Genomic DNA, 16944 nt, shown 5'->3' on the forward strand with positions numbered 1-16944 from the left:
TCACTCATGCAATGCCGATTAAGCGGCGATCGTCCGCGCTGCCCCTCATTGCCCTGCCGGGCATTTCTCCCCGTATAGTGACGGGGAGAAAGAGCTGTCGCGCAGCGCTTCGCCAATCGCCAGCGTGGCGCGGCTATCGCCTTCTCCCCGTTCACGGGGAGAAGGTGCCCAAAGGGCGGATGAGGGGCAGCGCCTACGCTCGCAAAGATGACACGGCGGTCGTCGTCTAACGGACGAGTATCGCCCGTAGATCATTGACATTCGTCCCGGTCGGACCCGGCACGAACAGATCCCCGACCGCATTGAAAGCCGTCCAGGCATTGTTGCCGGCGAGCATCGCCTTGGCGTCGGCGCCTGCCGCACGCATGCGCGCCACGGTCGAGCCGTCGGCGAAGGCGCCGGCATTGTTCTCGGAGCCGTCGATGCCGTCGGTGTCGGCGGCCAACGCATGTATGCCGTTCACGCCGTCGATGCCGATAGCGAAGGCAAGCAGAAATTCCGAGTTGCGGCCACCCTTGCCCTTGGCGCGCAAGGTCACAGTGGTCTCGCCACCTGACAGGATCAGCACCGGCTTGGCGAAGGGGCGGTTGCGGGTCGCCACCTCGCGCGCGATCGCGGCATGCACGCCGCCGACCTCACGCGCCTCGCCTTCGATCGAATCCGACAGGATGACGGCCTCGATGCCTTGCCGCTTCGCTTCGGCGGCAGCGGCTTCCAGCGAGACGCCGGCCGAGGCGGTCAGGTGAACTTCGTTGCCGGCGAAGCGCGGATCGTCGGGGCGCGGCGCGTCGGCTGCGGGCGACTGAATGTGCGCCATCACCGAAGCCGGCAGCTTCATGCCATAGGCGGCGATCGACGCCAGCGCATCCTCGCGGCTGCCTGTGTCGGGAATGGTCGGTCCCGAAGCAACCAGCGCCGGGTTGTCGCCGGGGATGTCGGAGACAACCAGCGACACCAAGCGCGCCGGATGAGCGGCCGCGGCCAGGCGTCCACCCTTGACGGTCGAGACATGCTTGCGGATAGTGTTCATCGCCGCGATCGGCGCGCCGGAGGCAAGCAGCGCCTCGTTGACAGCGATCTCGTCGGCGAGCGTCAATCCAGCAGCCGGCGATGGCAGCAGGGCCGAGCCGCCGCCGGAGATCAGCGCTACCACCAGATCGTCAGCGGTTAAGCCCTGTACCTTCTCAAGCAGCCGGCGCGAGGCTTCCAGGCCGGCGGCATCCGGCACCGGATGCGCCGCCTCGATGATTTCGATACGCTCGCATCTGGCACCGTAACCGTAGCGGGTGACGACAAGGCCGTCGATGGGACTGTCCCAGAGCTTCTCGAAGGCTGCCGCCATCTGCGCCGAGCCTTTTCCCGCGCCGATGACGATGGTGCGGCCTTTCGGCTTCGCCGGCAAATGACTGCGGATCGTCTTTTCCGGGTCGGCGGCGGCGACGGCGGCGTTGAAGATCGAGGTCAGGAAGCTTTTCGGGTCGGTCATTTTTCTTCCGGCGGCAGCGCGAGCCCGCTCGCATCGATGCCAAGATGAGCGCAAAGCGCGTCGACCACGACGCCATGATCCTCGCGTTCCGGCAGGCCCGAGACCGCGATGACACCGATGACGCCGGCACCTTTCACTGTGACCGGGAAGCCGCCGCCGGCCAACACATAGTCCGCGATATCCAGGCCTTCACCGATTTTGAAGGTGCGGTCCGGTCGCTGCTGCTCCAGCACCAGGCGATAGGTGCTTCTCAGATAGCGCTTCACGACGTTGATCTTGCGCCGTGCCCAGTCGGGATTGGAAGCATTCGAGCCCGGCATCGCGGCGTAGAAGAGCGGCCGGTCGAAGGTCCTGATGTCGACGATAACAGGCAGGTTTTCCTTCAGCGCCCGGTCCCTAATGGCAGAGCCGATCTTGAAAGCGACGGCCTCGTCGAAGGCCGGGAAGACCAGCGTGGCTTCCTGTTTCTTGATCAGAGCGATGTCGTCGGCGGTGGCCATGGCGTTCCCCTGTCAGCGTCGAGGCACGCTTTGGCCGATGACCGACGCCGGGTCAAGCCGAGAGCGCATCAAAGCTCACGCCGCAACGGCGCTCTTCGCCGGCCGCCCCGCCACATAGACCTCGCGCACAGCGCGGTCGTCGCCCAGCGTCTGCAGCAGGAAGAGTTCTTCCGCCAGCGTTTCCACCGTCTCCATCCTGAGCCGCATGCCCGGCGTGGCGTGGGCGTCGAGCACGACGATATCGGCATCGGTGCCTTCGTCCAGCGTGCCGACCTTGTCGGCCACCGACAGCGCCTCGGCATTGCCGCGCGTCAGCTGCCAGAAGGACTGGAAAGGGTTGAGCTTCTCACCGTTCAGCGCGATGACCTTGTAGCCTTCATCCATGGTGCGCAGCATCGAATAGTTGGTGCCGCCGCCGACATCGGTGGCGGCCGCGATCCTGAGCGGTGCCTCGCGCTGGCGATAGCGCTGATAATCGAACAGGCCGGAGCCCAGGAAAAGATTGGAGGTCGGGCAGAACACCGCGACCGAACCCGATCGCGAGAGCGCATCGGCCTCACGCTCGGAAAGATGGATGCAGTGGCCGAACAGGCTCTTTTTGCCGAGCAGGCCGTAATGCTCATAGACGTCGGTGTAGTCGCGCGACCAGGGATAGAGCTCCTGGGTGAAGGCGATCTCGGCGTGGTTTTCCGACAGATGCGTCTGCATGTGGAGATCGGGATATTCGCGGCACAGCGCGCCGGCCATCTCCATCTGCTCGGGCGTTGACGTGATCGCGAAGCGCGGCGTGATGGCGTAGAGCTGGCGGCCCTTGCCGTGCCATTCGGCGATCAGCGCCTTGGTATCGTCATAGCCGGTCTGAGGCGTGTCGAGCACGCCGTCCGGTGCGTTGCGGTCCATCATCACCTTGCCGGCGATGTTGAGCATGTTGCGTTCATGCGACTCGGCGAAGAAGGCTTCGGCGGAAGATTTGTGGACCGAGCAATAGGCAGCGACCGTCGTCGTGCCATGCCGCAACATCTCGTCGAGGAACAGCCTGGCGATGCGGCGCCCGTGCTGCGCGTTCTGGAATTTCGATTCTTCCGGAAACGTGTATTTGTTCAGCCAGTCGAGCAGCTCGGCGCCGTAAGAGGCGATGATCTGCATCTGCGGCACATGCACATGGGCGTCGAGGAAGCCCGGCAGGATGAGATGCGGACGATGGTCGATCGTCTCGACACCGGCGCCCGCCTTCTTCAAGACCTCCGCATAGGAGCCGGCGGCAACGATCTTGCCGTTGTCGATCAGCAACCCGCCATCCTCCTCGTAGCGCCAGGCGGAATGGTCGTCTATCGCTTCGGGCCAGCGCAGGAAAGACAGCGTGCGGCCGCGCAGAAGTTTCGATGTCATGCTCACTTTCCGGCGCCTTCGAACCAGGCGACCAGAAGGGCCCGTTCCTGGTCGGTTATATGGCTGACATTGGCGGGCGGCATGGCATGCGCCCGGCCAGCCTGGATATAGATCTCGCGCGCATGCTCGGCGATGCGCTCGTCGGTGTCGAGCAGCACGCCCTTCGGCGGATGGTAGATGCCTTCATAGACCGGCTCTTCCGTATGGCACATGGAGCAGCGCCCGAGCACGGTGTCGCGCACGGCCGGGAAGTGGGCCGAAGCGATGTAGACCTGGGCGGCGGCCGACGCGGCGGAAGCCTTCGGCTCGCCGGTCAGCACTTTCGGCACGGTCGACAGCCAGATGATGATCATGAACAGCACGGCGGCGCCCAGCCAGGTCCAGGTCGGGTTGCCCTTTCGCGCATGCACCGTGTTGAAATAGTGCCGGATCAGCACGCCGATGATGAAGACCAGCGAGGCGATGACCCAGTTGAACTGGGTGCCGAAAGCCAGCGGATAATGATTCGACAGCATCAGGAACAGGACCGGCAAGGTCAGGTAGTTGTTGTGCAGCGAGCGCTGCTTGGCGATCTTGCCGTATTTCGGGTCTGGCTTGCGGCCGGCGATCAGGTCGGCGACGACGATCTTCTGGTTGGGGATGATGACCATGAAGACATTGGCCGACATGATCGTGGCGGTGATGGCGCCGAGATGCAGGAAGGCGGCGCGGCCGGTGAAGAGGTGTGTAAGCCCCCAGGCGATGAACACCAGCACGCAGTAGAGCACCAGCATCAGCCCGGTATCGCTTTTACCCAACGGTGAGCGGCAGAGCAGGTCGTAGACGATCCAGCCGACGCCGATGGTGGCCAGCGACAGAAGGATGCCGACCGGCACCGAGATGTTGAGCACATTGGGGTCGATCAGGAAGAGATCGGCGCCGGCGTAGTAGACCACGCAGAGCATGGCGAAGCCCGACAGCCAGGTGGCGTAGGATTCCCATTTGAACCAGGTGAGGTGTTCCGGCATCTCGGCCGGCGCCACCAGATATTTCTGGATATGGTAGAAGCCGCCGCCATGCACCTGCCATTCCTCGCCGAAGGCGCCGGCAGGCAGGCCGGGACGCTGGCGGAGCCCAAGATCGAGGGCGACGAAATAGAAGGACGAGCCGATCCAGGCGATGCCGGTAATGACATGCAGCCAGCGGACCGCAAAACTCAGCCAGTCCCAGAAAATCGCGAAATCCGTCATCGAGTGGCCCCTGGGAACTCGTCCTTGCCGATGAGAGGGACTTTACGGGCTGGCGCGCAAACGAAAAGAGGCGAGGTGCGCGATGACTTTCAAAAAAAAATAAAAAATACTAGGCTTGCTTCGCCCAGCCTTTTCAGAGCCACGGAAGCCGCCGCATGGCCTATCTCGACAACATCGCCGTCTTCGTCCGTGTCGTCGAGCTCGGCAATCTGTCGGCGGCGGGGCGCGACATGCGCATTTCGCCGGCGGTCGCCTCCAATCGCATCAAGGAACTGGAGAAGCATCTCGGAGTCAGGCTGTTCAACCGCACGACAAGGCAGTTGATGCCGACCGAGCACGGCACGGTGTTCTATACCGGCGCCAAGCAGGTGCTGGACGCGATCATCGAAGCGGAAGCCGCGGTCGCGGCACTTTCCGGCCAGCCGCGCGGCACCATCAGGGTCACGGCGCCGCTCGGCCTCGGCCGGCGGCTGATCGCTTCCGGCATACCGGATTTCCACGACAAATACCCCGATATCGAGGTGCGGCTCAGGCTCTCCGACCACAATGTCGATATCATGAAGGAAGGCATCGACGTCGCCTTCCGGCTCGGCATCATCGAGGATTCGAGCCTCAGGATGCGCGGCATCATGGAATGCGAGCGCGTGCTGGTGGCGGCGCCTAAATATCTGGAAGCCCGCGGCGAGCCGGCCGAGGCGCAGGAACTGATCGGCAAGAAGCACGACTGCCTGATGCTGCGCTATGCCGGCGCGCGCGAATATGTCTGGACGCTGCAGACGCCGAACGGACCGCAAAAATTCGAGGTGCACGGTCCCTACGACACCGACGACGGCGACGTGCTGACCGGCTGGGCCTTGTCGGGGCGCGGCATCATCAACAAGCCGCGTTTCGAGGTCGAGCCGTTCATCCGCGACCGGCGGCTGAAGGTGATCCTGCCTCAGGCGCCGCCGACGCCGGTGCAATTCGCCGCCGTCTATCCGCACAAGAAGCTGCAGGATCCGAAGGTGCGGCTGCTGCTCGACTTCATGGCCGAGCGCTGCCAGCGGCTGATCAAGGACCTCTTGGCCGGCAAGTAAGGGCTGGTAGCGTTGTGTCGCGATTGGCCGAAGCATCCGTGACGTCGTCATCCACGGGCGGAGCGACGCGAAGCGGCGCGCAGACCCGAGGATCCATTCCGTGACTTTGATCGTGGGGTGCTGGGGAGCAGAATTCTGCACCGTCGCAACGCTTCGAAGTCACGGAATGGTCTGCGCCGCGTCGCTTCGCTCCTTGCTCCGCCATGGAATGACGACTTGACGGGCGTTCAGGCCAATCGTCTTCGGGCCGTCAAGACCTCCATCTCGACACACGCGAGGCTGGCTGGCAAGTGACAGTCCGGTGGCCCACTTGCTCCCGTTGCCTTGCGCGAAAGCGAGCCTAGGTTGGTAGCGAAAACGGCTGCCGATTTTCAAGGCGACCGAAGGACCGCACCATGCATCTCGCCATTTCGCTCAACATCGCCGCCGCCGACGGACAAGACGTCCTCGACTTCGGCCAGATCACCGCCTTGGTGCGGAACGCGGAGGCGGCGGGCGTGGACATGGTCATCATTTCCGACTCCGCCGATAAGCCATCGAGCAGCCCGTTCGAAGCGACCACGCTGCTGGCCGCCCTGGCGACGGTGACCGACAAGATCGGGCTCGTCGCCAGCGCCTCGAAGCTCGCGCATCAGCCCTACAACCTGGCGCGCCGCTTTGCCTCGCTCGACATCATCAGCCATGGCCGCGTCGGCTGGAACGCCACGACGGCGCAGAACCCGCGCGAAGCTGCGAATTTCAGCCGGCCGGAAGGTTTCTCCGACGATGATTTTCGCCGCCGCGCCTGGGAGTTCATCAACATTGTGCGGCTCTTGTGGATCGGCTGGGAACATGACGCCTTGTTGTTCGACAAGGCATCAGGCCGCTTCCACGATCCAGACAAGATGCACCCGGCGAACTTCACCGGTGAATTCTTCTCGGTGCCCGGGCCGCTCAATGTCGCCCGTTCGCCGCAAGACGTGCCAGTGCTGGTGATGTCCGGCTTGGCAGGGACGGAGCTCGATTTCGCCAGCCGCCGCGCCGATGTCGTGCTGCTGGACAAGCTTGAACCGTCGGGCGCGAGAGCGACCCGCGATGAGATCAAACGCAGGGCGCACGAAGCAGGGCGCGACCCGGTGGCGATCAAGGTGCTGGCGGTGGCCGATGGGGGGCCCGAACACGATGGCCGTAGTCTGGAGGACCTATGCCTCTCATCCGGCTGCGACGGCATCGTTCTGACTGTGCAGCCTCGGGCTGCCGCCGTGGAGGCTTTTGTCGAGCGATTGCTGCCGGAACTCAAGCGACACGGATTTGCCAAGGCACAGGGCAAAACGCTGCGCGATCGCCTTGGGTTGAGTGAGGATAGCAAGCCATGAGCGCGCGTCAGATGAAGCTCGGCCTATTTTTGTGGGCGACCGGCCATCACATCGCCGCCTGGCGTCATCCGGACGCGCATGTGAGAGCCGGCATCGACATCGACCATTACATAAAGCTGGCGCAGACGGCCGAAGCGGCGAAGTTCGACATGGTGTTCTGCGAGGACGCCGCCGGACTGCGCGAGGCCAATATCAACATCGCCAGCCAGACCTCGCGCTCGATCGGCTTCGAGCCGATCAGCCTGCTTTCGGCGCTGGCCGCGCAGACCGAGCGCATCGGCCTCGTGTCCACGGCATCGACCAGCTACAACGAGCCCTACGGCCTGGCGCGGACTTTTGCCTCGCTCGACAATCTGAGCGGCGGTCGGGCCGGTTGGAACCTCGTCACCTCGGCCAGTCCGATCGAGGCCGCGAATTTCGGCGCGACGGGTTTGCGGCCGCATGCCGACCGTTATGCGCGGGCGCGGGAATTCGCCACGGTGATCACCGGGTTGTGGAACCGGCGCGTCCCCGGCCATGACGGCGAGAGCTTTTCGGTGCGCGATCCACTTGACATCCCGCCCTCGCCGCAAGGCGCGCCGGTGATGGTGCAGGCGGGCGCCTCCGACGACGGCAAGGATCTTGCCGCGCGCACCGCCGATGTCGTGTTCTCGGCGGCGCAGACTTTCGAGGAAGCCAAGGCCTTTTACGACGACCTCAAGGGGCGGCTCGCCGCCTATGGACGACAGCCGGACGACGTGAAGATCATGCCTGGCGTCGCGCCGGTCGTGGCCGCCACGAAAGCCGAGGCGCAGGCCAAATACGACGCGCTGCAGGAATTGATCCCCGACGATGTCGGCGTGGCGCTGCTCTCCAGCTACCTCAGCATTTCCGACCTCGGTCGCTATCCGATCGATGGGCCGCTGCCCGAACTGCCGGAAGGCGAAGGCATGAAGAGCCGGCAGGCGCTGGTCATCGAGCAGGCGCGTCGCGATGGCCTGTCGATCCGCCAGCTCGCGCGCTATTTTGCCGGCGCGCGCGGCCATTGGCGGATCGTCGGCACGGCGGAGCAGATCGCCGACGAGTTGCAGGCCCGCTTCGAAGGCGGCGCCGCCGACGGTTTCAACGTCATGCCGTCCTGGTTCCCGGGCGAGCTCGACGCTTTCGCGACGCTGGTCGTGCCCGAACTGCAGCGGCGCGGGCTGTTCCGCAAGGACTATGAAGGGCGCACGCTGCGCGAACATCTCGGCCTCAAGCGGCCGATCTAAGTTTGCTCAGTCCATCAGCCGGGCTGCTCCGGACACCCTGATCGAGCTGCCGGCGGTCGGCGGAATATCGGCATGGAGGCGCGAACGCATGCCCATGTCCTCGCCCTGGACGATGTCGATCGAGCCGCCATGCGGCCAGCCGAGATCGCGCAGATAGCCGGCAAAGGCCGCAGTCGCCGCCCCTGTCGCCGGATCCTCATAGACGCCGCCGGAAGCGAATGGATTGCGCGTGTGGAAGAGGCGCGGCGTCTCGGCATAAGCGAGTAGGATCGTGACCAGGCCTTCGCGCCGCATGAAGGACTGGCCTTGCTTCAGATCATAGACCATGGCGGCCAACGCCTCGCGCGACTTCAGCGCCAGCACGAGATGATCGGCGCCGCCATGGATGAGCGCCGGCGGAATGGCCGGATCGAGATCGCCCGGCTCATAGCCGAACAAGGCGAGCGCCTCGCCGGCCAGTTCCTTCGGCGCCGGCCGGCTGCGCGTCGGCGGCGACCGCAGGGCGGCGGCAAAGTTGGCGCCATTGCGAAAACCCTCGACGGTGATGTCGGCTTGGTTGAGGGTCAGCTTGAAAGTGCCGTCGCCGAATTTTCCGACCAGCGCCGCGCCAAGCGCGATGGTGGCGTGGCCGCAGAACGGTACTTCCGACTCCGGCGAAAAGTAGCGCACGCGCCATTGATCGCCTTCGGGCGCGGCAAAGGCGGTTTCCGAAAAGCCGACTTCGGCCGCGACGCGCTGCATGTCGGCCGCATCGGGCAAGGCTTCGCCAATCACCACGCCGGCCGGATTACCGCCGGTGTTGCCGTCTGAAAATGCTGCGATCTTCAATACATCCATGTTCCTGGCCTCGTTGTGCGTGGGCGCAACAAACACGTTTCGGGCCGTCTTGGGAAATGAAGAAAGCGGCGAGCAGCGGTGAGCGCCAGTCACATCTGCGATCGGAGCCAGCGCTTCAATCCAATGCGGAACGAAATTCGACCCATCGCCGTTTTGACGATTGGCGGTCGTTCGGGCCGTCCTTCAGTCCCCAGCCATCGATGCAGCGCGACAGGAGCCAACCATGGACGCCATCGTCACCAAGAACGACCTCAAATCCGATGCCAAGAAAGAATCGATCGACCTGCTCAACGCCAGGCTTGCCGACGCTATCGACCTGGCCCTGATCACCAAGCAAGCGCACTGGAACGTCAAAGGCCCGCAATTCATCGCCATCCATGAGATGCTCGATGAATTCCGCGAGGAGATCGACGGCCATGTCGACATCGTCGCCGAGCGCGCCGTCCAGCTCGGCGGCACCGCGCATGGCACCTCGCAGGACGTGTCGAAGACGACCAGGCTAAAACCCTATCCGACCGACATCCACAAGACCAAGGATCATCTGGCGGCGCTGATCGACCGCTATGCGGCGGCGGCCAAGCTGACCCGCGAAGCGATCGACGAGGCGGACGACGCCGGCGATGCCGACACCGCCGATATCTTCACCGCCTATTCTCGCTCGCTCGATAAATTGCTGTGGTTCCTGGAGGCGCACACGCAGGAAAAGGAATAACCGGGAACTGTTCTTGCTTGGCCGGCCGGATCAGCCGGCCATCGCCTTTTCAGCACTGGCCGCGCTTGGCGTATCCGAGGCGCGCGACACCAGCGTGGTCATGATCTCGGCGGCGGCAAGCGCGGCGATCACCGGCGGCCGCTTGTCCTTCACCGCATTGCCGCCGATCGGCGAGATGAGGCGATTGAATTCGGCCTCGCTGCCCTCGGCCGACTTCAGGAACCAGCTCTTGAAAGTGGCCTTCTTTGTCTTCGAGCCGATCATGCCGACATAGGCGGTATCTCCGCGCTTCAATGCTTCGGCGACGATCAGGAAATCCAAGGCATGGTCATGCGTTAGGATGGCGAAGGCCGACCCAGCCGGCGCCTCGCGCACTACTGCTTCGGGCATCGGCGTCAGCCGGGTCTCCACCGTTTCCGGCATGCCTTCCAGCGCGTCGGCGCGGGTTTCGACGACGACGACGTGGATCGGCAGCAGCGCCAGCGACGCGGCCAGCGCCTGGCCGACATGGCCGCCGCCAAAGAGATAGACATGCGGAAGATGCGCCTCTTCGGCTTCTGCGTTGGCGATCAGCCTTTCTTCGATTGTCCTATCGACCAATCTGATCAGCACTTCGACACGTCCGCCGCAACATTGGCCGATTTCCGGCCCAAGCGGCACGTCGAGCGTGGCGCAGACCTCATCGACCTCGATGCGGGCCTGTTCACCCTCCCCATTGTCGCGAGGCGAGGAGCGCAGCATCTGCCGCGCCTTGTCGATCGCCATATATTCGAGCTGACCGCCCCCGATCGTACCGAAGATCGATGACGAAGAGACAAGCATAAAGGCGCCGGCCTCGCGCGGTGTCGAGCCTTTGGTGGCCGCCACCTCGACGAGAGCGACCCGGCCAGCTTTGCCGAAAAACGTCTTCAGGCTTTGCACTTTCGAGTTCATCGTCTGCATTCCTAGATCGTGATGGCGTTTCATTGAACGCCCTCACGATCTAACTCTTCGTTGGAGCATGATCTTTCTCCGAAAACCGGTTCCCACTTTTCGGGATCATGCCCTAGCGCCGAAATATAGTGTTTTTCGGCCGAATTGCACGTTTTAGGCCGGCTTTTCGGCTTCCCGCTTCAACCGCTCGATCGCCGTCAGCACCCGCTCCGGCGTCGCCGGCGCGTCCAGGCGCGGACAGATCTTGTGGTCGGCCACGCTCGCGACCGCGTCCGACAGCGCATGCAGCACCGACATGCCGTGCGGCAGCGGCGGCTCGCCGACCGCCTTTGAGCGATGGATGGTCGGCTCATAGGCCGACGACCAGTCGGTCAGCTTGACGTTGAAGATCTTTGGACGGTCGGACGCGAGCGGGATCTTGTAGGTCGACGGCGCATGCGTCCGCAGCCGGCCGCTATCGTCCCACCACAATTCCTCCGTCGTCAGCCAGCCCATGCCCTGGATGAACCCGCCCTCGATCTGGCCGAGGTCGATCGCCCGGTTCAGCGAGCGGCCGGCGTCGTGCAGGATATCGGTGCGCTCGACGACATATTCACCGGTGAGCGTGTCGACTGAGACCTCCGAGCAGGCCGCGCCATAGGCGTAATAGTAGAAGGCATGGCCGCGGCCCTTGCTACGGTCCCAATGGATCTTCGGCGTCTTGTAGAAACCGGCCGCCGAGAGCTGGATGCGGTTGATATAGGCCTGCTTGACAAGATCATTGAAGGCCACTTCCTGATTGCCGACGCGCACCCGGTTGGGCAGGAACACGACCTGGTCGTGCGGCACCTGGTATTTGTCGGCGGCGAAGTCGGTCAGCCGCTTGCGGATCTGGCGGGCGGCGTCCTGCGCCGCCATTCCGTTGAGGTCGGCGCCGGAAGACGCGGCCGTCGGCGAGGTGTTCGGCACCTTGGCGGTGGTGGTCGCGGTGATCTTGACCCGGTCGAGATCGATCTGGAATTCTTCCGCCACGACCTGGGCCACCTTGAGATGCAGGCCCTGGCCCATCTCGGTGCCGCCATGGTTCATGTGGACCGAACCGTCGGCATAGACATGCACCAGCGCGCCGGCCTGGTTGGCCTCCGTCTTGGTGAATGAGATGCCGAACTTCACCGGCGTCATCGCCAGCCCGCGCTTGACGAACCGGCTGTTGTTGTTGAAGGCGCTGATCTCGCGGCGGCGCCGCGCATAGTTCGCGCTTTCCTCCAGTTCGGCGACGATGCGCTGGATGATGCAGTCCTCGACCTTCTGGTGGTAGGGCGTGATGCTGCGCTCGCCGATCGCCTCCATGGGATCGTAAAAGTTCAGCTTGCGGATTTCGAGCGAGTCCTTGCCGACGGCGAAGGCCACCTCGTCGATGACGCGCTCGGCGCCGACCATGCCTTGCGGGCCGCCGAAGCCGCGGAAGGCGGTGTTGGAGACGGTATTGGTGTAGAGCGGCGCCGACTTGGCGTGCACCGCCGGATAGAAATAGGCGTTGTCGCAGTGGAACAGCGCGCGGTCGCCGACCGGACCGGACAGATCGGCGGAAAAGCCGCAACGCAGCGCATAGGTGAAGTCGACGCCGAGGATGTTGCCCTCGTCGTCGAAGCCGACTTCATAATCGATGGCGAAATCATGCCGCTTGCCGGTGGCGGTCATGTCCTCGTCGCGGTCGAGCCTGATCTTGACCGCGCGCTTCAATTTCTTGGCGGCAATGGCGGCGATCGCCGCGCACTGGTTGGCCTGGGTTTCCTTGCCGCCGAAGCCGCCGCCCATGCGGCGCACTTCGACCGTGACAGCATGGCTCGGCACGCCGAGCGCATGCGCGACCAGATGCTGCGTTTCGCTCGGGCCCTGCGTCGAACAATAGACGATCACCTCGTCGTCCTCGCCAGGGATCGCCAGCGAGACCTGGCCTTCGAGATAGAAATGATCCTGGCCGCCGAGCCACATGCGGTTCTTGATGCGGCGGGGAGCCGCCGCGATCGCCGCGGCGGCATCGCCGCGCTTCAGGGTCAGCGGCGTGGTGACCTGCCTGTCCTTGACCGGATCGAGGTTCCAGATGTCGATGACGGCCGGAAGCTCGTCATACTCGATTTTTGCGAGACGCGCGGCGCGTCGCGCTTCCTCGCGCGTCCCGGCAACCACTGCGAAGATCGGCTGCCCGTAAAACTGCACGTTGGCTTCGGCGAGCACCGGATCGTCATGCATGTTGCTCGGCGAGACATCGTTCCCGCCGGGGACATCGGCATAGGTCAGCACATCGATCACGCCGGGCGCCGAGCGCACGGCCGACAGGTCGACGCTCTTCAACGCGCCGTGCGCGACCTTGGAGAGGCCGAGGCCGACATGCAGCGTGCCGGCGGGCTCCGGCATGTCGTCGATATAGACGGCGGTGCCGCTGACATGCTTGTGCGCGGAATCGTGCCGCTGGTCGGTGGCGACGCCGCCGACGATCTTTTCAGCCTTGAGGCTGGGTGTGGCGTGCTTGTTCATTCAGCCTCCTTTCCTTCTTCCCGTTCACGGAGAGAAGGTGGCCCGAAGGGTCGGATGAGGGGCAGCGCTGACGTTGACGAATTCGCGCGAGACGATCGACGATGGCGCTGCCTCTCATCTGCCTGCCGGCATCTTCTCCCCGTGAACGGGGAGAAGGACGCTACTCGCGACCGCCCGGCGCTTTGCCTCGATATGTTGGATTGCGGACGCATCAGGCCGCCTCGTCGCGCGAGACCTGGAACGGCGCCTTCGTTCCGGTCGTCTCGATATAAAACCGTAGCAAAAGGTTCTTCGCTGCCAGCGCTCGGTATTCGGCGGTCGCCCGCATGTCGGTGAGCGGCGAAAAATCCTTGGCGTACTCAGCCATCGCGGCCTCCACCGTCGCTTCATTCCAGGCCTTGCCGATCAGCGCCTTCTCGACCGCAGTGGCGCGCTTCGGCGTCGCCGCCATGCCGCCATAGGCGATGCGGATGTCGGCCACCGTGCTATCCTTGGCCAAAGTCAGGTAGAATGCGCCGAGCGTCGCCGTGATGTCCTCGTCCCGGCGCTTGGTGACCTTGTAGACGGCAAACTTCGTTCCTTTTGCCGGCACGGGCACATGCACGGATTCGACGAATTCGCCGGGTTGGCGGTCCTGCTTGCCATAGGCGATGAAGAAGGTTTCGAGCGGTATCGTGCGACGCGCCTTGCCCTTGCGGAGCGTCAGCTGCGCGCCGAGAGCGATCAAGGGCGGCGGCGTGTCGCCGATCGGCGAGCCGTTGGCGATGTTGCCGCCGATCGTGCCCATGTTGCGCACCTGCGCGCCGCCGATGCGGTCGACGAGCGGTCCCAATGCCGGGATACGCTTCGACAGCGTCTCGAAGGCTTCGGTGTAGGTGACGCCGGCGCCGATGGTGATGACGCCATCCTTCTCCGACGTCGTACGCAAGCCGTCGAGGCCACCGATGAAGATCGCCGGCGAGATGTCGCGCATCTGCTTGGTGACCCACAGGCCGACATCGGTCGAACCGGCGACGATGGTGGCGCCCGGTTCGCTTTCGAGCAAAGCGGCGAAATCGTCGACGCTGGCCGGCACGATCAATCGCGCCTTGCCCGACCCGATCTCGACCCTGGCGCCATCACGCAACACCTTCAGCCGCGCGGTGATGTCCTTGCGCTCCACCGCCAGCGGGTCCTTCGACGCCTTGCCGTAGCTCGAAATGGCGTGCGCGGCGCGCATGATGGCCTCGTAGCCGGTGCAGCGGCAGAGATTGCCCTGCAGCGCCTTTTCGATCGCGGCGTTGGACGGATCGGGGGTCTTCATCCAGAGCCCATAGAGCGACATGATGAAGCCCGGCGTGCAGAAGCCGCATTGCGAGCCGTGGAAATCGACCATCGCCTGCTGCACCGGATGCAATTTCTCACCGTTGCCGCGCAGGTGTTCCACAGTCACGACATGCGTGCCGTCGAGCGACCCCATGAAGCGGATGCAGGCATTCACGCTTTCGTAGACGAGACCTTCGGCCGACAGCTTGCCGACCAGCACCGTGCAGGCGCCGCAGTCGCCCTCGGCGCAACCTTCCTTGGTGCCGCGCAGCGAGCGGTTGAGCCGCAGCCAGTCGAGCAGCGTCGCATCGGGCGCGACGTCCTTCAGAGCCACGTCGCTGCCGTTCAGGATGAAGCGTATTTGATTGCGGGTCTCAGCCATGTCTCAGCTCCCCCGATAGGTCGAGTAGCCATAGGGCGAAATCAAGAGCGGGACATGATAATGCCGCTGCTCCGCCATACCGAAGCGGATCGGCACGATATCGAGAAAGGCGGGTTGGGGCAGGTCGATACCCTGGCCGCGCAGATAATCGCCGGCGGCGAAGACCAGCTCATATTCGCCGGTGCGGAAATCGGCGTCGGCCAGCAGCGGCGCGTCGCAGCGGCCGTCGTCATTGGTGGTCACGGTCTTGAGACGCGCGCGGCTCTGGCCTTCGATGCGGAAAAGCTCGATCGACAGTCCTTTTGCCGGCCGGCCGGTTGCGGTGTCAAGCACATGGGTCGTCAGACGCCCGCCATCGGCTTTCGACGTTTCTGCCACTGGCCGCCTCCCATCCCGGTACGTTTCAGGTCGATTGTGCGCCAATTAAAGGCGATGCATAAGCCCCGGTCGAGCGGAGTGCGGCAAAAAGCACTTTCAAAAATTTTCGGGGGAATGCGTGCGCACTCCTTTCGATATCTTCATCTCAACCATCGGGCAGGAGTGGCAATGCGTTACGATCGGGACATGCGCGGTTATGGGGCCAATCCGCCGGACCCGAAATGGCCCGCCGGCGCGCATGTCGCGGTGCAGTTCGTCGTCAACTATGAAGAAGGCGGCGAGAACTGCGTGCTCCACGGCGACAAGGCTTCGGAGGCCTTCCTTTCGGAGATCGTTGGGGCGGCTCCCTGGATCGGCCAGCGCCACTGGAACATGGAATCGATCTATGAATACGGGGCGCGGGCCGGCTTCTGGCGGCTCTACCGGCTGTTCACCGAAGCGCAGGTGCCGGTGACCTGCTACGGCGTCGCCACGGCGTTGGCGCGCTCGCCCGACCAAGTGGCCGCCATGCAGGAGGCTGGTTGGGAGATCGCTTCGCACGGGCTGAAATGGATCGACTATCGCGACCATGCGGCCGAGGACGAGCGGCGCGATCTCGAAGAGGCGATCAAGCTGCATTACGAGGTCACCGGCGCGCGCCCGACCGGCTGGTACACCGGCCGGACCTCGGTCAACACGGTGCGGCTCGTCGCCGAGGAAGGCGGCTTCGACTATGTCTCCGACACCTATGACGACGAACTGCCCTATTGGTTCGACCGCGACGGGCTGGAGAAACCGCAGCTCATCATCCCCTACACGCTCGACGCCAACGACATGCGTTTTGCGACGCCGCAGGGCTTCAACTCAGGCGACCAGTTCTTCGCCTATCTGAAGGACAGTTTCGACACGCTCTATGCCGAGGGCAAGGCAGGCCGGCCGCGCATGATGAATATCGGCCTGCACTGCCGGCTGGTCGGCCGTCCCGGGCGGGTGGCGGCATTGAAGCGCTTCGTCGATTATGTGAAGTCGCACGACAAGGTATGGCTGACGCGGCGCATCGACATCGCCAAACACTGGCGCGAAACGCACCCCTACGAGGCGCCGGCGCTGCGTCCGTCGCGGATGGAATTCGAGGAATTCGTGCATGCCTTCGGCGGCGTGTTCGAGCATTCGCCCTGGATCGCGGAGCGCGCCTACGAATTGGAGCTCGGCCCGGCGCATGACAGCGCCGGCGGCCTGCACAACGCGCTCTGCCGCGTCTTCCGCGCGGCGAGCGAAGCCGAACGACTTTCCGTGCTGAACGCCCACCCGGACCTCGCCGGCAAGCTGGCCAAGGCCAGGCGCCTGACGCCGGAATCGGCCAAGGAGCAGGCCTCAGCCGGGCTCGATGCGCTGACCGACAAGGAGCGCGAGCTGTTCTCGAAACTCAACGCCGCCTACGTCACCACCTTCGGCTTCCCCTTCATCATCGCGGTCAAGGGCAAGAGCAAGGACGAAATCCTGGCGGAGTTCGAGGCGCGGATCGGCAACAGCCGCGGCACCGAGTTCGAAACCGCCTGCAGACAGGTCGAACGCATCGCCCTGCTTCGGCTGAAAGACATGCTTCCATTGTAATGTTT

Annotated in this window: 14 protein-coding genes; 5 read left to right on the forward strand and 9 right to left on the reverse strand. The window is 64.1% G+C overall.

Features of this window, described 5'->3' with window-relative positions; translation table 11 throughout:
* Positions 1-226 precede the first annotated feature (226 nt).
* From FJ430_RS01780 to FJ430_RS01795, 4 genes are all read right to left on the reverse strand, one after another.
* Positions 227-1486 (reverse strand): glycerate kinase, encoded by a 1260-nt coding sequence (locus FJ430_RS01780; protein WP_140702266.1) that lies wholly within the window; start codon positions 1484-1486, stop codon positions 227-229.
* Positions 1483-1986 carry a heme-degrading domain-containing protein gene (locus FJ430_RS01785; protein WP_140650681.1) on the reverse strand — a complete coding sequence of 168 codons (504 nt, stop codon included), beginning with the start codon at positions 1984-1986 and terminating at the stop codon, positions 1483-1485. The genes FJ430_RS01780 and FJ430_RS01785 overlap by 4 nt, the downstream gene beginning before the upstream one ends.
* 75 nt (positions 1987-2061) lie before the next feature.
* Complete coding sequence (guaD, locus tag FJ430_RS01790; RefSeq protein ID WP_140702264.1) at positions 2062-3375, reverse strand: guanine deaminase; 1314 nt, start codon at positions 3373-3375, stop codon at positions 2062-2064.
* 2 nt (positions 3376-3377) lie between these two features.
* The gene (locus FJ430_RS01795; protein WP_140702263.1) at positions 3378-4604 is read right to left on the reverse strand and encodes a urate hydroxylase PuuD; all 1227 of its coding nucleotides are present in this window, start codon (positions 4602-4604) and stop codon (positions 3378-3380) included.
* Positions 4605-4759: 155 nt separating this feature from the next.
* On the opposite strand from FJ430_RS01795, the gene FJ430_RS01800 reads away from it, so the two are divergent.
* From FJ430_RS01800 to FJ430_RS01810, 3 genes are all read left to right on the forward strand, one after another.
* A complete protein-coding gene (locus FJ430_RS01800) occupies positions 4760-5680 on the forward strand; it encodes a LysR family transcriptional regulator (RefSeq protein WP_140702262.1) in 921 nt (306 codons plus the stop codon).
* A 395-nt stretch (positions 5681-6075) separates the two neighbouring features.
* The gene (locus tag FJ430_RS01805) at positions 6076-7035 is read left to right on the forward strand and encodes an LLM class flavin-dependent oxidoreductase (protein ID WP_140702260.1); all 960 of its coding nucleotides are present in this window, start codon (positions 6076-6078) and stop codon (positions 7033-7035) included.
* The gene (locus tag FJ430_RS01810; RefSeq protein ID WP_140702259.1) at positions 7032-8282 is read left to right on the forward strand and encodes an LLM class flavin-dependent oxidoreductase; all 1251 of its coding nucleotides are present in this window, start codon (positions 7032-7034) and stop codon (positions 8280-8282) included. The genes FJ430_RS01805 and FJ430_RS01810 overlap by 4 nt, the downstream gene beginning before the upstream one ends.
* A gap of 6 nt (positions 8283-8288) precedes the next feature.
* Here FJ430_RS01810 and FJ430_RS01815 read toward each other — a convergent pair whose 3' ends face one another.
* A complete protein-coding gene (locus FJ430_RS01815; RefSeq protein WP_140702257.1) occupies positions 8289-9119 on the reverse strand; it encodes a PhzF family phenazine biosynthesis protein in 831 nt (276 codons plus the stop codon).
* Positions 9120-9342: 223 nt separating this feature from the next.
* On the opposite strand from FJ430_RS01815, the gene dps reads away from it, so the two are divergent.
* Positions 9343-9831, forward strand: a complete 489-nt coding sequence (gene dps, locus FJ430_RS01820) for a DNA starvation/stationary phase protection protein Dps (RefSeq protein WP_140650693.1) — start codon at positions 9343-9345, stop codon at positions 9829-9831.
* Positions 9832-9861: 30 nt separating this feature from the next.
* Here the strand turns inward: dps and xdhC are convergent, their stop codons facing one another.
* The 4 genes from xdhC to uraH all read right to left on the reverse strand — a co-directional run bounded on the left by xdhC (position 9862) and on the right by uraH (position 15346).
* Positions 9862-10764 carry a xanthine dehydrogenase accessory protein XdhC gene (xdhC, locus tag FJ430_RS01825; RefSeq protein WP_140702252.1) on the reverse strand — a complete coding sequence of 301 codons (903 nt, stop codon included), beginning with the start codon at positions 10762-10764 and terminating at the stop codon, positions 9862-9864.
* A gap of 153 nt (positions 10765-10917) precedes the next feature.
* Entirely contained in the window at positions 10918-13281 is a 2364-nt protein-coding gene (gene xdhB / locus FJ430_RS01830; protein WP_140702248.1) for a xanthine dehydrogenase molybdopterin binding subunit, read from the reverse strand.
* Positions 13282-13492: 211 nt separating this feature from the next.
* Entirely contained in the window at positions 13493-14968 is a 1476-nt protein-coding gene (xdhA, locus tag FJ430_RS01835) for a xanthine dehydrogenase small subunit (RefSeq protein WP_140702246.1), read from the reverse strand.
* A 3-nt stretch (positions 14969-14971) separates the two neighbouring features.
* A complete protein-coding gene (uraH, locus tag FJ430_RS01840; RefSeq protein WP_140702243.1) occupies positions 14972-15346 on the reverse strand; it encodes a hydroxyisourate hydrolase in 375 nt (124 codons plus the stop codon).
* A gap of 168 nt (positions 15347-15514) precedes the next feature.
* Here uraH and puuE point away from each other — a divergent pair, with 168 nt between their 5' ends.
* Positions 15515-16939, forward strand: a complete 1425-nt coding sequence (puuE, locus tag FJ430_RS01845) for an allantoinase PuuE (protein WP_140702241.1) — start codon at positions 15515-15517, stop codon at positions 16937-16939.
* Positions 16940-16944 lie beyond the last annotated feature (5 nt).

The organism is Mesorhizobium sp. B2-8-5 (assembly GCF_006440675.2).
Taxonomy (GTDB): Bacteria; Pseudomonadota; Alphaproteobacteria; order Rhizobiales; family Rhizobiaceae; genus Mesorhizobium.

What these genes read in the sequence shown, in the direction of transcription:
- xdhA (WP_140702246.1), bottom strand. Translation starts at nt 14,968, where the DNA reads ATGGCTGAGACCCGCAATCAAATACGCTTCATCCTGAACGGCAGCGAC.
- FJ430_RS01795 (WP_140702263.1), bottom strand. Translation starts at nt 4,604, where the DNA reads ATGACGGATTTCGCGATTTTCTGGGACTGGCTGAGTTTTGCGGTCCGC.
- FJ430_RS01810 (WP_140702259.1), top strand. Translation starts at nt 7,032, where the DNA reads ATGAGCGCGCGTCAGATGAAGCTCGGCCTATTTTTGTGGGCGACCGGC.
- guaD (WP_140702264.1), bottom strand. Translation starts at nt 3,375, where the DNA reads ATGACATCGAAACTTCTGCGCGGCCGCACGCTGTCTTTCCTGCGCTGG.
- FJ430_RS01800 (WP_140702262.1), top strand. Translation starts at nt 4,760, where the DNA reads ATGGCCTATCTCGACAACATCGCCGTCTTCGTCCGTGTCGTCGAGCTC.
- puuE (WP_140702241.1), top strand. Translation starts at nt 15,515, where the DNA reads ATGCGTTACGATCGGGACATGCGCGGTTATGGGGCCAATCCGCCGGAC.
- FJ430_RS01805 (WP_140702260.1), top strand. Translation starts at nt 6,076, where the DNA reads ATGCATCTCGCCATTTCGCTCAACATCGCCGCCGCCGACGGACAAGAC.
- xdhC (WP_140702252.1), bottom strand. Translation starts at nt 10,764, where the DNA reads ATGAACTCGAAAGTGCAAAGCCTGAAGACGTTTTTCGGCAAAGCTGGC.
- FJ430_RS01780 (WP_140702266.1), bottom strand. Translation starts at nt 1,486, where the DNA reads ATGACCGACCCGAAAAGCTTCCTGACCTCGATCTTCAACGCCGCCGTC.
- xdhB (WP_140702248.1), bottom strand. Translation starts at nt 13,281, where the DNA reads ATGAACAAGCACGCCACACCCAGCCTCAAGGCTGAAAAGATCGTCGGC.
- dps (WP_140650693.1), top strand. Translation starts at nt 9,343, where the DNA reads ATGGACGCCATCGTCACCAAGAACGACCTCAAATCCGATGCCAAGAAA.
- FJ430_RS01785 (WP_140650681.1), bottom strand. Translation starts at nt 1,986, where the DNA reads ATGGCCACCGCCGACGACATCGCTCTGATCAAGAAACAGGAAGCCACG.
- FJ430_RS01815 (WP_140702257.1), bottom strand. Translation starts at nt 9,119, where the DNA reads ATGGATGTATTGAAGATCGCAGCATTTTCAGACGGCAACACCGGCGGT.